The organism is Streptomyces sp. NPDC012825 (assembly GCF_042900925.1).
Classification (GTDB): Bacteria; Actinomycetota; Actinomycetes; order Streptomycetales; family Streptomycetaceae; genus Streptomyces.
Map to the genome: position 1 here is coordinate 341,606 of NZ_JBIBBZ010000001.1, position 14,603 is coordinate 356,208.

Below are 14,603 nucleotides of genomic sequence, written 5' to 3' on the forward strand. Positions count from 1 at the left end.
CCCGATCGGGGTCCGCCCGAACGCAGAAACGGGCCCCGGCTCCGCTTCCGCGGAGCCGGGGCCCGTGAGGACCGTGATCAGTCCGTCGCCTCCGCGAGGAGCTTCTGGATGCGGGACACGCCCTCCGCCAGGTCCTCGTCGCCGAGCGCGTACGACAGGCGCAGGTAGCCCGGGGTGCCGAAGGCCTCGCCCGGGACGACCGCGACCTCGGCCTCGTCCAGGATCAGGGCGGCCAGCTCGACCGAGGTCTGCGGGCGCTTGCCGCGGATCTCCTTGCCGAGCAGCTGCTTGACCGAGGGGTACACGTAGAACGCGCCCTCCGGGGTCGGGCAGACGACGCCGTCGATCTCGTTCAGCATCCGCACGATCGTCCGGCGGCGCCGGTCGAAGGCGGTGCGCATCTCCGCGACCGCGTCCAGGTTCCCGGAGACGGCGGCGAGCGCGGCGATCTGCGCGACGTTGCTCACGTTGGACGTGGCGTGCGACTGGAGGTTCGTGGCGGCCTTCACGACGTCCTTCGGGCCCACGATCCACCCGACGCGCCAGCCCGTCATCGCGTACGTCTTCGCCACGCCGTTGACCACGACGCACTTGTCGCGCAGCTCGGGCACGATCGCCGGCAGCGAGGTGAACTTCGCGTCGCCGTAGACGAGGTGCTCGTAGATCTCGTCCGTCAGGACCCACAGGCCGTGCTCGACGGCCCAGCGGCCGATCGCCTCGGCGTCGGCCTCGCTGTAGACGGCGCCGGTCGGGTTGGAGGGGGAGACGAAGAGGACGACCTTGGTCTTCTCCGTGCGGGCCGCCTCCAGCTGCTCCACCGAGACCCGGTAGCCGGTCGTCTCGTCGGCCACGACCTCCACCGGGACGCCGCCCGCGAGGCGGATCGACTCGGGGTACGTCGTCCAGTACGGCGCCGGGACGATGACCTCGTCGCCCGGGTCGAGGATCGCGGCGAAGGCCTCGTAGATGGCCTGCTTGCCGCCGTTGGTCACCAGGACCTGGGAGGCGTCGACCTCGTAGCCGGAGTCGCGCAGCGTCTTGGCGGCGATGGCGGCCTTCAGCTCGGGCAGGCCGCCGGCCGGCGTGTAGCGGTGGTACTTGGGGTTCTTGCAGGCCTCCACGGCCGCCTCGACGATGTAGTCGGGGGTCGGGAAGTCGGGCTCGCCCGCGCCGAAACCGATCACCGGACGGCCGGCGGCCTTGAGTGCCTTGGCCTTGGCGTCGACGGCGAGGGTGGCGGACTCGGAGATCGCACCGATCCGGGCGGAGACCCGACGCTCGGTGGGAGGGGTAGCAGCGCTCATGCGGCCATCGTCCCAGACCGTCTCGACGGCGGGCACACAGGTTTCACGGAGCGGACAGGAACGGTCATTCCCGGTCGTACACGCGTCCGTCGGCAGGTCGGCGCGGTTTCTGTTCGACGTAGGGGCCCATGACCACGTATGCTCACTCCTCGTTGGTCCGCACCGGCCGCATCTCACGATGCGGTAGGTTGGGTAACTGACAAAGGGTCGTAGCTCAATTGGTAGAGCACCGGTCTCCAAAACCGGCGGTTGGGGGTTCAAGTCCCTCCGGCCCTGCTACACACACCGCCAGGTGTTGTGCGCATGTACGTACTTCATTGCACCGCCGTGCGGCTCCACCCGGGCGCGGCACGGCCGACCCGGAATCAGGTGAGACATCGTGACGGACGCCGTAGGCTCCATCGACACGCCTGATGCCGACGACGAGACGGCAGACTCGAAGAAGAAGTCCCGCAAGGGCGGGAAGCGCGGGAAGAAGGGCCCTCTGGGCCGCCTCGCGCTCTTCTACCGCCAGATCATCGCGGAGCTCCGCAAGGTCGTCTGGCCCACGCGCAGCCAGCTGTCGACGTACACCACCGTGGTGATCGTCTTCGTCGTCATCATGATCGGCCTCGTCACCGTGATTGACTATGGCTTCCAGGAAGCAGTCAAGTACGTCTTCGGCTGACTTTTTGTTCCACCCCATCTGTATCGCAGGAAGAAGCAGCCACCGTGTCTGACGCGAACCTGAACGACGCCTCCGAGTCCGAGTCCGTCGAGGACGAGCTGGACATCGTCGAGGCCGCCGACGAGGACGAGGACCAGGCCGACGCTGCTGAGGCCGCCGCTCTCGCGGCCGAGTCCGACGAGGACGCCGAGTCCGTCGAGGACGACGAGGACGCCACCGCCGAGGTCGTCGAGGCGGACGAGGCCTTCGAGGCCGCGACCGAGGGCGACGAGGTCGAGGGCGCCGAGGAAGAGATCGCGGAGGAGACCGAGCCGGTCGACCCCGTCGCCGCGCTCCGCGAGGAGCTGCGCACCCTCCCCGGCGAGTGGTACGTCATCCACACCTACGCGGGCTACGAGAAGCGCGTGAAGGCCAACCTGGAGCAGCGCGCCGTCTCGCTCAACGTCGAGGACTTCATCTACCAGGCCGAGGTCCCCGAGGAAGAGATCGTCCAGATCAAGGGCGGCGAGCGGAAGAACGTCAAGCAGAACAAGCTCCCCGGCTACGTGCTCGTCCGCATGGACCTCACGAACGAGTCCTGGGGCGTCGTCCGCAACACCCCCGGCGTCACCGGCTTCGTGGGCAACGCCTACGACCCGTACCCGCTGACCCTGGACGAGATCGTCAAGATGCTCGCCCCGGAGGCCGAGGAGAAGGCCGCCCGCGAGGCCGCCGAGGCCGAGGGCAAGCCGGCTCCGGCCCGCAAGCTGGAGGTCCAGGTCCTGGACTTCGAGGTCGGCGACTCGGTCACCGTCACCGACGGCCCCTTCGCCACCCTCCAGGCCACGATCAACGAGATCAACGCCGACTCGAAGAAGGTCAAGGGCCTCGTCGAGATCTTCGGCCGCGAGACCCCGGTCGAGCTCAGCTTCGACCAGATCCAGAAGAACTGATCCCACGGTTTTCCGACCAGGTCAGAGTGGCTCTCGTGGCCGCTCTGACCTGCTCGGTTTTTAGCCGCACGTGTATACCCGTTATCGTTGTGCGGTATGCCTCCATCCGTATGTCCGGGTGGCGGGCTGAACACTCTCACTAGGACCCGGAGAGAGCAATGCCTCCCAAGAAGAAGAAGGTCACGGGGCTTATCAAGCTCCAGATCAACGCCGGTGCGGCCAACCCGGCCCCGCCGGTCGGCCCCGCGCTGGGTCAGCACGGCGTCAACATCATGGAATTCTGCAAGGCCTACAACGCCGCGACCGAGTCGCAGCGCGGCATGGTCGTGCCGGTGGAGATCACGGTCTACGAGGACCGTTCCTTCACCTTCATCACCAAGACCCCGCCGGCCGCGAAGCTGATCCTCAAGGCCGCCGGTGTGGACAAGGGCTCCGGCGAGCCGCACAAGACCAAGGTCGCCAAGCTCACGGCCGCCCAGGTCCGCGAGATCGCCTCGGTCAAGCTCCCCGACCTGAACGCCAACGACCTCGACGCCGCGTCGAAGATCATCGCCGGCACCGCCCGTTCCATGGGCATCACGGTCGAGGGCTGATCACCCCCCCTTGTGATCCAGTGGTAGGACCAAGCGCTGGTCCGCACCACGACTCCACACCTGAACCAACAGGAGAAGAAGTGAAGCGCAGCAAGGCTCTCCGCGGCGCGGACGCCAAGGTCGACCGCGAGCGGAACTACGCCCCCCTCGAGGCCGTCCGTCTCGCCAAGGACACCGCCACCACGAAGTTCGACGGCACCGTCGAGGTCGCCTTCCGCCTGGGTGTCGACCCGCGCAAGGCCGACCAGATGGTCCGCGGCACCGTGAACCTCCCGCACGGCACCGGCAAGACCGCCCGGGTCCTGGTCTTCGCGACCGGTGACCGTGCCGAGGCCGCGATCGCCGCCGGCGCCGACATCGTCGGCTCCGACGAGCTCATCGACGAGATCTCCAAGGGCAACCGCCTGAACGAGTTCGACGCCGTGGTGGCCACCCCGGACCTCATGGGCAAGGTCGGCCGCCTCGGCCGCGTCCTCGGCCCGCGTGGTCTCATGCCCAACCCGAAGGTCGGCACCGTCACCCCCGACGTCGCCAAGGCCGTCAACGAGATCAAGGGCGGCAAGATCGAGTTCCGCGTCGACAAGCACTCGAACCTGCACTTCATCATCGGCAAGGTCTCCTTCGACGAGACGAAGCTGGTCGAGAACTACGCCGCGGCCCTGGAGGAGATCCTCCGTCTGAAGCCGTCCGCCGCCAAGGGCCGCTACATCAAGAAGGCGACCCTGACGACGACGATGGGCCCCGGCATCCCGCTGGACTCCAACCGCACCCGCAACCTCCTCGTCGAGGAGGACCCGGCCGCGGTCTGAGCCCCATCGGCTCGCTGAAGTGGTCAGCCGGCCCCGCACCTCTCCGGAGGCGCGGGGCCGGCTTCTTGTCTACGGTCGGACCACAAGGAGCCGATCAAGAGGCGGGGACGGCCATGAACGGGACCACGTGGAAGAGCACCCTCGCCGCCCTGGCGGCCGCGACCGTCGTGACGGGCGTCGCGGGATGCGCGGACGGCGGCGCCGCGGAGCCGGCCGGCTCCGCGGCCGCGTCGCCCGGGTCCCGGGACCGGGAGGAGGCCGCGAAGGCCGTCCGGGCCGCGTACGAGAAGACGGCGGCGGCCGGGAGCGCGAAGGTCGAGACGCGGGTCGTGGTGAGCGGCGGCCGGGCCGCCGGCAGCAGCACCTTCACCGGTGTCCGCAGGTGGGGCCCCTCGGCCGCGGACCTGAAGGTCACCGCATCGACGTACCTGGCGGCCGTTCCCGGCGCTCCCGCCGAGACCCGGGTGGTCACGGCCGGCGGAGCCGCGTACACGGACGTGGGAGCCGGGCGGACCGCTCTGACGGGCGGCAGGCGCTGGCTGAAGGTCGACCTGGAGGGCCCCGGCGCGGGGGGCGGAATCGTCCCCCAGCTCACCGCCGGGCTCAGCGGCGTGAACCAGGACCCGGCCGAGGAACTCGGCCTCCTCGCGAAGTCGTCCACGCTCAGGCCCCTCGGCGCCGCGAAGGACTCCGGCGCGCGGGCCTACGGGGGAGACCTCCCCGGGGGCCGGCACCTGGAGGTCTGGATCGGCGCGGACGGCTATCCGCGGCGGACGGTCCTCACGACCGACGCCGACGGCTCGCGGACGGAGCTCACCACGACCTCCACCGACTACGGCACCGAGGTCGACGTCCGGACCCCGCCCGCCGACGACACGATCGGCTTCGCCGAGCTGCTCAAGAGGCTGGCCGGAGGGCGCGGCGGAGGGAGCGGTCGGGGCTGATTTGCCCCCGGCCGACCCGGTCGCGTACTCTTCCGAGGAAGCCAAAGACCGCTGGTCGTCTCTGCGCCCGTTCGGGTGCGGTGGCCGAAGGATTCGCTGCGAGATGCGAGCGACCCGCGCAGGTGACTGTGGAAGAGTTCCCGATTCCTTGTGAACCGGTCGAGCTGAGCCCCGTGCGCCTGCGCCCGGGGCGTTTTGTTTTGTTCAGCCCCTTCCGAGCGGTCCCATCACCCGGAAGGAGGCCGACGCTTATGGCAAGGCCCGACAAGGCTGCCTCGGTGGCCGAGCTGGAGGACCAGTTCCGCAGCTCGAACGCCGCTGTGCTGACCGAGTACCGGGGTCTCACCGTCGCGCAGCTCAAGACGCTGCGTCGTTCGCTCGGTGAGAACGCCCAGTACGCCGTGGTGAAGAACACGCTGACCAAGATCGCGGCCAACCAGGCCGGGATCACCGCGCTGGACGAGCACTTCGCTGGTCCGACCGCGGTCGCCTTCGTCACCGGTGACCCGGTGGAGTCGGCGAAGGCCCTGCGTGACTTCGCCAAGGAGAACCCGAACCTCATCATCAAGGGCGGTGTCCTTGACGGTAAGGCGCTCTCCGCGGATGAGATCAAGAAGCTCGCGGACCTCGAGTCCCGCGAGGTTCTGCTCAGCAAGCTGGCCGGCGCGTTCAAGGGCAAGCAGTCCCAGGCTGCCTCGCTCTTCCAGGCGCTGCCGTCGAAGTTCGTCCGCACCGCGGAGGCGCTTCGCGTCAAGCTCGCCGAGCAGGGCGGTGCCGAGTAACTCGGCTCGCGCATTGACCCGCGCCGCCTAGCGCGCGGGTCGCAGCGGGCCGACAGTACGCCCGCCTCTACATACATCCGGCACCTGCCGAATTAGTGGAAGGATCGCCCATCATGGCGAAGCTCTCTCAGGACGACCTCCTCGCCCAGTTCGAGGAGATGACCCTCATCGAGCTCTCCGAGTTCGTGAAGGCCTTCGAGGAGAAGTTCGACGTCACCGCCGCCGCGGCCGTCGCCGTCGCCGGTCCGGCCGGCCCGGGCGCCCCGGCCGAGGCCGCCGAGGAGCAGGACGAGTTCGACGTCATCCTCGAGGGTGCCGGCGACAAGAAGATCCAGGTCATCAAGGTCGTGCGCGAGCTCACCTCCCTGGGCCTCAAGGAGGCCAAGGACCTCGTCGACGGCGCCCCGAAGCCGGTCCTCGAGAAGGTCGCGAAGGACGTCGCCGAGAAGGCCGCCGAGTCCCTCAAGGCCGCCGGCGCCTCCGCCACGGTCAAGTAAGACCGTTTCGAGTCGCTGAAGACTCACGCCCCCGTGTAACGCGGGGGCACCGAAGGGCGATCATCCAGATGGGTGGTCGCCTTTCGGCGTTCCCGGGGGCGGGCGTGGCGACCGTCCCGGGGGTCCGGAAGCGGAGTATGGTGATCTTCGCCGTGCGCCTCCCGGAGCGGGAGCCCTTGACGAACCGCACGCAGCGCGCAATTCTCAGGACGCGTCGTCACAACGATCCGTATCCGAGGCATGGATCGACGACGGAACGGGCAGTATCGAGGTGCGCCGCACGGCGCGAAGTAGCGCGGAGTTGAGAGCAACGAGGGTCGCGAAGAACTCGCCCTGGACATCAGTGAGCCAAGTGGCTACACTGACCCTTTGCGCTGCCTGTTAGCTGCCCTCTGCCCGTCACCAGGGGCATACCTTCGCATCCGCTTCATCGGTCGACCCCTTCCGACCTGGCCTTTCGGTCATTTCAGGAAACGTCTGCCACGAAGCTCTGCTGGGGACCGGTACGCGCGTAGTGAGTCCGAGCCCTCGGAAGGACCCCCTCTTGGCCGCCTCGCGCAACGCCTCGACCAATACGAACAACGGCGCAAGCACCGCCCCGCTGCGCATCTCCTTTGCAAAGATCAAGGAGCCCCTCGAGGTTCCGAACCTCCTCGCGCTGCAGACCGAGAGCTTTGACTGGCTGCTCGGCAACGCCGCCTGGAAGGCTCGCGTCGAGGCTGCTCTCGAGTCGGGACAGGACGTCCCCAGGAAGTCCGGTCTGGAGGAGATCTTCGAGGAGATCTCCCCGATCGAGGACTTCTCCGGGTCGATGTCGCTGACCTTCCGCGACCACCGCTTCGAGCCGCCGAAGAACTCGATCGACGAGTGCAAGGACCGTGACTTCACGTACGGCGCCCCGCTCTTCGTCACCGCCGAGTTCACCAACAACGAGACCGGCGAGATCAAGTCCCAGACGGTCTTCATGGGCGACTTCCCGCTCATGACCAACAAGGGCACCTTCGTCATCAACGGCACCGAGCGTGTCGTGGTGTCGCAGCTGGTCCGTTCGCCGGGCGTCTACTTCGACTCGTCGATCGACAAGACCTCCGACAAGGACATCTTCTCCGCCAAGATCATCCCGTCCCGGGGTGCCTGGCTGGAGATGGAGATCGACAAGCGCGACCTGGTCGGTGTCCGCATCGACCGCAAGCGCAAGCAGTCCGTCACCGTCCTCCTGAAGGCCCTCGGCTGGACCACCGAGCAGATCCTCCAGGAGTTCGGCGAGTACGAGTCCATGCGCGCCACCCTGGAGAAGGACCACACCCAGGGCCAGGACGACGCGCTGCTCGACATCTACCGCAAGCTGCGTCCGGGCGAGCCGCCGACCCGTGAGGCCGCTCAGACGCTGCTCGAGAACCTCTACTTCAACCCGAAGCGCTACGACCTCGCGAAGGTCGGCCGCTACAAGGTGAACAAGAAGCTCGGCGCGGACGAGCCGCTGGACGCCGGCGTCCTCACCACGGACGACGTCATCGCCACGATCAAGTACCTCGTGAAGCTCCACGCGGGCGAGACCGAGACGATCGGCGAGAACGGCAACGAGATCGTCGTCGAGACCGACGACATCGACCACTTCGGCAACCGTCGTCTGCGCAACGTCGGCGAGCTCATCCAGAACCAGGTCCGCACGGGTCTGGCCCGCATGGAGCGCGTCGTCCGCGAGCGCATGACCACGCAGGACGTCGAGGCGATCACGCCGCAGACCCTGATCAACATCCGGCCGGTCGTCGCCTCCATCAAGGAGTTCTTCGGCACCAGCCAGCTGTCGCAGTTCATGGACCAGAACAACCCGCTGTCGGGTCTGACGCACAAGCGTCGCCTCTCGGCGCTGGGTCCCGGTGGTCTGTCCCGCGAGCGGGCCGGCTTCGAGGTCCGAGACGTGCACCCGTCCCACTACGGACGCATGTGCCCGATCGAGACCCCCGAAGGCCCGAACATCGGTCTGATCGGTTCGCTCGCCTCGTACGGCCGCGTCAACGCGTTCGGCTTCATCGAGACGCCGTACCGCAAGGTCGTCGACGGCCAGGTCACCGACGAGGTCGACTACGTCACCGCCGACGAGGAGGACCGCTTCGTCATCGCGCAGGCCAACGCCGGCCTCGACGACGACCTGCGCTTCACCGAGAACCGCGTCCTGGTCCGCAAGCGCGGCGGCGAGGTCGACTACGTCCTCCCCGCCGACGTGGACTACATGGACGTCTCGCCGCGCCAGATGGTGTCGGTCGCGACCGCCATGATCCCGTTCCTCGAGCACGACGACGCCAACCGCGCCCTCATGGGCGCGAACATGATGCGTCAGGCGGTGCCGCTCATCAAGTCCGAGGCCCCGCTCGTCGGCACCGGCATGGAGTACCGCTGCGCCACCGACGCCGGCGACGTGCTCAAGGCCGAGAAGGACGGTGTCGTCCAGGAGCTGTCGGCCGACTACATCACGGTCGCCAACGACGACGGCACGTACATCACGTACCGCCTGCACAAGTTCTCCCGCTCGAACCAGGGCACCTCGGTGAACCAGAAGGTCGTCGTGGACGAGGGCGACCGCGTCATCGAGGGCCAGGTCCTCGCCGACGGTCCCGCCACCGAAGACGGCGAGATGGCGCTCGGCAAGAACCTGCTCGTGGCGTTCATGCCGTGGGAGGGCCACAACTACGAGGACGCGATCATCCTGTCGCAGCGCCTCGTGCAGGACGACGTCCTCTCCTCGATCCACATCGAGGAGCACGAGGTCGACGCCCGTGACACCAAGCTGGGCCCCGAGGAGATCACCCGGGACATCCCGAACGTCTCCGAGGAGGTCCTCGCCGACCTCGACGAGCGCGGCATCATCCGCATCGGTGCCGAGGTCGTCGCCGGCGACATCCTGGTCGGCAAGGTCACGCCCAAGGGCGAGACCGAGCTGACCCCGGAGGAGCGCCTGCTCCGCGCGATCTTCGGCGAGAAGGCCCGCGAGGTCCGCGACACCTCCCTGAAGGTGCCCCACGGCGAGATCGGCAAGATCATCGGCGTGCGCGTCTTCGACCGCGAGGAGGGCGACGAGCTTCCTCCGGGCGTGAACCAGCTGGTCCGCGTCTACGTCGCCCAGAAGCGCAAGATCACCGACGGTGACAAGCTCGCCGGCCGTCACGGCAACAAGGGCGTCATCTCGAAGATCCTGCCGATCGAGGACATGCCGTTCCTGGAGGACGGCACCCCGGTCGACATCATCCTCAACCCGCTCGGCGTCCCGTCCCGAATGAACCCGGGACAGGTCCTGGAGATCCACCTCGGCTGGCTCGCCAGCCGCGGCTGGGACGTCTCCGGCCTCGCGGACGAGTGGGCGCAGCGCCTCCAGGCGATCGGCGCCGACCAGGTCGCCCCCGGCACCAACGTCGCCACCCCGGTCTTCGACGGTGCGCGCGAGGACGAGCTGGCGGGCCTGCTGAACCACACCATCCCGAACCGTGACGGCGAGCGCATGGTGCTCCCGACCGGCAAGGCGAGGCTGTTCGACGGCCGCTCCGGCGAGCCGTTCCCGGACCCGATCTCCGTCGGGTACATGTACATCCTCAAGCTCCACCACCTGGTCGACGACAAGCTCCACGCGCGTTCGACCGGCCCGTACTCGATGATCACCCAGCAGCCGCTGGGTGGTAAGGCCCAGTTCGGTGGCCAGCGCTTCGGTGAGATGGAGGTGTGGGCGCTGGAGGCTTACGGCGCCGCGTACGCCCTCCAGGAGCTGCTGACGATCAAGTCCGACGACGTGACCGGCCGCGTGAAGGTCTACGAGGCCATCGTCAAGGGCGAGAACATCCCTGAGCCCGGCATCCCCGAGTCCTTCAAGGTGCTCATCAAGGAGATGCAGTCCCTGTGCCTCAACGTGGAGGTGCTGTCCTCGGACGGCATGTCCATCGAGATGCGCGACACCGACGAGGACGTCTTCCGCGCAGCGGAGGAGCTCGGCATCGACCTGTCCCGGCGCGAGCCGAGCAGCGTCGAAGAGGTCTGACGGGAGTCCGGCCGGGGGGACCCGTACAGGTCCCCCCCGCCGGCCCCAGGACCCCCGTATCAGACCCACAGCCTTACAACCCTGAGAGGGATTGACGCATAGTGCTCGACGTCAACTTCTTCGACGAGCTCCGGATCGGTCTGGCCACCGCTGACGACATCCGTCAGTGGAGCCACGGCGAGGTCAAGAAGCCGGAGACCATCAACTACCGCACGCTCAAGCCCGAGAAGGACGGACTCTTCTGCGAGAAGATCTTCGGTCCGACCCGGGACTGGGAGTGCTACTGCGGCAAGTACAAGCGCGTCCGCTTCAAGGGCATCATCTGTGAGCGGTGTGGCGTCGAGGTCACCCGCGCCAAGGTGCGCCGCGAGCGGATGGGCCACATCGAGCTCGCCGCTCCCGTCACCCACATCTGGTACTTCAAGGGCGTCCCGTCGCGCCTCGGATACCTGCTCGACCTCGCCCCGAAGGACCTGGAGAAGGTCATCTACTTCGCGGCGTACATGATCACGTACGTCGACGACGAGCGCCGTACGCGTGACCTGCCCTCGCTGGAGGCGCACGTCTCCGTCGAGCGCCAGCAGATCGAGAACCGTCGCGACTCCGACCTGGAGGCCCGCGCCAAGAAGCTCGAGAACGACCTCGCCGAGCTGGAGGCCGAGGGCGCCAAGGCCGACGTGCGCCGCAAGGTGCGCGAGGGTGCCGAGCGCGAGATGAAGCAGCTGCGCGACCGCGCGCAGCGCGAGATCGACCGTCTGGACGAGGTCTGGTCGCGCTTCAAGAACCTCAAGGTCCAGGACCTGGAGGGCGACGAGCTCCTCTACCGCGAGCTGCGTGACCGCTTCGGCACGTACTTCGACGGCTCGATGGGCGCCGCGGCGCTGCAGAAGCGCCTGGAGTCCTTCGACCTGGAGGAGGAGGCCGAGCGCCTCCGCGAGATCATCCGCACGGGCAAGGGCCAGAAGAAGACCCGCGCGCTCAAGCGCCTCAAGGTCGTCTCCGCGTTCCTGCAGACCGCGAACAGCCCCAAGGGCATGGTTCTCGACTGCGTGCCGGTCATCCCGCCGGACCTGCGTCCGATGGTGCAGCTGGACGGTGGCCGCTTCGCGACCTCCGACCTGAACGACCTGTACCGCCGCGTGATCAACCGCAACAACCGCCTGAAGCGGCTTCTCGACCTCGGCGCGCCCGAGATCATCGTGAACAACGAGAAGCGCATGCTCCAGGAGGCCGTGGACGCCCTCTTCGACAACGGTCGTCGCGGTCGCCCGGTCACCGGTCCCGGCAACCGCCCGCTGAAGTCCCTGAGCGACATGCTCAAGGGCAAGCAGGGTCGTTTCCGTCAGAACCTGCTCGGCAAGCGAGTCGACTACTCGGCCCGTTCCGTCATCGTCGTCGGCCCGCAGCTCAAGCTGCACCAGTGCGGTCTGCCGAAGGCCATGGCGCTGGAGCTCTTCAAGCCGTTCGTGATGAAGCGCCTGGTGGACCTGAACCACGCGCAGAACATCAAGTCGGCCAAGCGGATGGTCGAGCGCGGCCGCACGGTCGTGTACGACGTCCTCGAAGAGGTCATCGCCGAGCACCCGGTCCTGCTGAACCGTGCGCCCACGCTGCACCGCCTCGGCATCCAGGCCTTCGAGCCGCAGCTGGTCGAGGGCAAGGCCATCCAGATCCACCCGCTCGTCTGCACCGCGTTCAACGCGGACTTCGACGGTGACCAGATGGCCGTCCACCTGCCGCTCTCCGCGGAGGCGCAGGCCGAGGCCCGTATCCTGATGCTGTCCTCGAACAACATCCTCAAGCCGGCCGACGGCCGCCCGGTCACGATGCCGACCCAGGACATGGTCCTCGGTCTGTTCTTCCTGACCACCGACGGCGAGCTGCGTGACACCAAGGGCGAGGGCCGCGCGTTCGGCTCCACGGCCGAGGCGATCATGGCGTTCGACGCCGGCGAGCTCGCGCTGCAGTCGCCGATCGACATCCGCTTCCCGGTGGGCACCATCCCGCCGCGCGGCTGGACCCCGCCGGCGCGCGAGGAGGGCGAGCCCGAGTGGCAGCAGGGGGACTCGTTCCGCCTGCGCACCACCCTGGGCCGCGCGCTCTTCAACGAGCTGCTGCCCGAGGACTACCCGTTCGTCGACTACTCGGTGGGCAAGAAGCAGCTCTCCGAGATCGTCAACGACCTGGCCGAGCGCTACCCCAAGGTCATCGTGGCGGCGACGCTCGACAACCTCAAGGCGTCCGGCTTCTTCTGGGCGACCCGCTCCGGCGTCACCGTGGCCATCTCCGACGTCGTCGTCCCCGAGGCGAAGAAGGAGATCGTCGCCGGGTACGAGGCGCAGGACGAGAAGGTCCAGAAGCAGTACGAGCGCGGTCTGATCACCAAGGAAGAGCGCACGCAGGAGCTCATCGCGATCTGGACCAAGGCGACCAACGAGGTCGCCGAGGCGATGAACGCGAACTTCCCCAAGACCAACCCCATCTTCATGATGGTCGACTCGGGCGCCCGAGGAAACATGATGCAGATGCGGCAGATCGCGGGTATGCGCGGTCTGGTGTCGAACGCGAAGAACGAGACCATCCCGCGTCCCATCAAGGCGTCCTTCCGCGAGGGTCTGTCCGTCCTCGAGTACTTCATCTCGACGCACGGTGCCCGTAAGGGTCTCGCCGACACCGCCCTGCGCACCGCCGACTCGGGTTACCTGACCCGTCGTCTGGTGGACGTCTCGCAGGACGTCATCATCCGCGAGGAGGACTGCGGCACCGAGCGCGGTCTGAAGCTGCGGATCGCGGCGAAGGACGAGACGGGTGTCCTGCGCAAGACCGAGGACGTCGAGACCTCCGTGTACGCGCGGATGCTCGCCGAGGACGTCGTCGTGGACGGCAAGGTCATCGCGCCGGCCAACGTCGACCTGGGCGACGTGCTCATCGACGCCCTGGTCAACGCGGGCGTCGAGGAGGTCAAGACCCGTTCGGTCCTGACCTGTGAGTCCGCCGTCGGCACCTGTGCGTTCTGCTACGGCCGTTCGCTCGCCACCGGCAAGCTGGTCGACATCGGTGAGGCGGTCGGCATCATCGCCGCCCAGTCCATCGGTGAGCCCGGCACCCAGCTGACGATGCGTACCTTCCACACCGGTGGTGTGGCCGGTGACGACATCACCCAGGGTCTGCCCCGTGTCGTCGAGCTCTTCGAGGCCCGGCAGCCGAAGGGTGTCGCCCCGATCTCGGAGGCGGCCGGCCGCGTCCGCATCGAGGAGACCGAGAAGACCAAGAAGATCGTCGTCACCCCGGACGACGGCAGCGACGAGACGGCGTTCCCGATCTCGAAGCGCGCCCGTCTGCTCGTGGGCGAGGGCGACCACGTCGAGGTGGGCCAGAAGCTCACCGTGGGTGCCACCAACCCGCACGACGTGCTCCGGATCCTCGGTCAGCGCGCGGTCCAGGTCCACCTGGTCGGCGAAGTCCAGAAGGTCTACAACTCGCAGGGCGTGTCGATCCACGACAAGCACATCGAGATCATCATCCGGCAGATGCTGCGCCGCGTGACGATCATCGAGTCCGGCGACGCGGAGCTGCTTCCGGGCGAGCTGGTCGAGCGGTCGAAGTTCGAGACCGAGAACCGTCGCGTGGTCACCGAGGGCGGTCACCCCGCCTCCGGCCGTCCGCAGCTGATGGGTATCACCAAGGCCTCGCTGGCGACGGAGTCCTGGCTGTCGGCCGCCTCCTTCCAGGAGACGACCCGAGTGCTGACGGACGCGGCGATCAACGCCAAGTCCGACAGCCTCATCGGCCTCAAGGAGAACGTCATCATCGGTAAGCTCATCCCGGCCGGTACGGGTCTGTCCCGCTACCGCAACATCCGGGTCGAGCCGACCGAGGAGGCCAAGGCCGCGATGTACTCGGCCGTCGGCTACGACGACATCGACTACTCGCCGTTCGGCTCGGGCTCCGGCCAGGCCGTTCCGCTGGAGGACTACGACTACGGTCCGTACAACCAGTAGGCGAGTCGCTCGACGCCGAGGGCGGTCACCCCGTTTCGTACGGGGTG

The 14,603-nt window shown here is 67.8% G+C and carries 10 protein-coding genes and 1 tRNA gene; 10 read left to right on the forward strand and 1 reads right to left on the reverse strand.

Features of this window, described 5'->3' with window-relative positions:
- Positions 1–77: 77 nt before the first annotated feature.
- The gene (locus tag ACFY7E_RS01715) at positions 78–1,304 is read right to left on the reverse strand and encodes a pyridoxal phosphate-dependent aminotransferase (protein ID WP_383447988.1); all 1,227 of its coding nucleotides are present in this window, start codon (positions 1,302–1,304) and stop codon (positions 78–80) included.
- 203 nt (positions 1,305–1,507) lie between these two features.
- On the opposite strand from ACFY7E_RS01715, the gene ACFY7E_RS01720 reads away from it, so the two are divergent.
- The 10 genes from ACFY7E_RS01720 (at position 1,508) to ACFY7E_RS01765 (ending at position 14,556) form a co-directional block, all read left to right on the forward strand.
- Positions 1,508–1,580 (forward strand) — tRNA-Trp (locus ACFY7E_RS01720).
- Between the two features lie 103 nt (positions 1,581–1,683).
- Entirely contained in the window at positions 1,684–1,971 is a 288-nt protein-coding gene (gene secE, locus ACFY7E_RS01725; RefSeq protein ID WP_389479611.1) for a preprotein translocase subunit SecE, read from the forward strand.
- Between the two features lie 44 nt (positions 1,972–2,015).
- Entirely contained in the window at positions 2,016–2,903 is an 888-nt protein-coding gene (gene nusG, locus ACFY7E_RS01730) for a transcription termination/antitermination protein NusG (protein WP_389479613.1), read from the forward strand.
- 158 nt (positions 2,904–3,061) lie between these two features.
- On the forward strand, positions 3,062–3,496 hold the full coding sequence (rplK, locus tag ACFY7E_RS01735) for a 50S ribosomal protein L11 (RefSeq protein WP_030208950.1): 435 nt from the start codon (positions 3,062–3,064) through the stop codon (positions 3,494–3,496).
- A gap of 80 nt (positions 3,497–3,576) precedes the next feature.
- Complete coding sequence (gene rplA / locus ACFY7E_RS01740) at positions 3,577–4,305, forward strand: 50S ribosomal protein L1 (protein ID WP_053646195.1); 729 nt, start codon at positions 3,577–3,579, stop codon at positions 4,303–4,305.
- 113 nt (positions 4,306–4,418) lie between these two features.
- Complete coding sequence (locus ACFY7E_RS01745) at positions 4,419–5,249, forward strand: hypothetical protein (protein ID WP_389479615.1); 831 nt, start codon at positions 4,419–4,421, stop codon at positions 5,247–5,249.
- Between the two features lie 251 nt (positions 5,250–5,500).
- Complete coding sequence (gene rplJ / locus ACFY7E_RS01750; protein WP_062752794.1) at positions 5,501–6,031, forward strand: 50S ribosomal protein L10; 531 nt, start codon at positions 5,501–5,503, stop codon at positions 6,029–6,031.
- A gap of 113 nt (positions 6,032–6,144) precedes the next feature.
- Positions 6,145–6,528: a 50S ribosomal protein L7/L12 gene (gene rplL, locus ACFY7E_RS01755; RefSeq protein WP_383446040.1), complete on the forward strand. Its 384-nt coding sequence runs from the start codon at positions 6,145–6,147 to the stop codon at positions 6,526–6,528.
- A 544-nt stretch (positions 6,529–7,072) separates the two neighbouring features.
- Positions 7,073–10,555 carry a DNA-directed RNA polymerase subunit beta gene (rpoB, locus tag ACFY7E_RS01760; protein ID WP_383446042.1) on the forward strand — a complete coding sequence of 1,161 codons (3,483 nt, stop codon included), beginning with the start codon at positions 7,073–7,075 and terminating at the stop codon, positions 10,553–10,555.
- Between the two features lie 101 nt (positions 10,556–10,656).
- Complete coding sequence (locus ACFY7E_RS01765) at positions 10,657–14,556, forward strand: DNA-directed RNA polymerase subunit beta' (protein WP_389479618.1); 3,900 nt, start codon at positions 10,657–10,659, stop codon at positions 14,554–14,556.
- Positions 14,557–14,603 lie beyond the last annotated feature (47 nt).

What these genes read in the sequence shown, in the direction of transcription:
- ACFY7E_RS01715 (WP_383447988.1), bottom strand. Translation starts at nt 1,304, where the DNA reads ATGAGCGCTGCTACCCCTCCCACCGAGCGTCGGGTCTCCGCCCGGATC.
- rplK (WP_030208950.1), top strand. Translation starts at nt 3,062, where the DNA reads ATGCCTCCCAAGAAGAAGAAGGTCACGGGGCTTATCAAGCTCCAGATC.
- ACFY7E_RS01745 (WP_389479615.1), top strand. Translation starts at nt 4,419, where the DNA reads ATGAACGGGACCACGTGGAAGAGCACCCTCGCCGCCCTGGCGGCCGCG.
- rplJ (WP_062752794.1), top strand. Translation starts at nt 5,501, where the DNA reads ATGGCAAGGCCCGACAAGGCTGCCTCGGTGGCCGAGCTGGAGGACCAG.
- rplL (WP_383446040.1), top strand. Translation starts at nt 6,145, where the DNA reads ATGGCGAAGCTCTCTCAGGACGACCTCCTCGCCCAGTTCGAGGAGATG.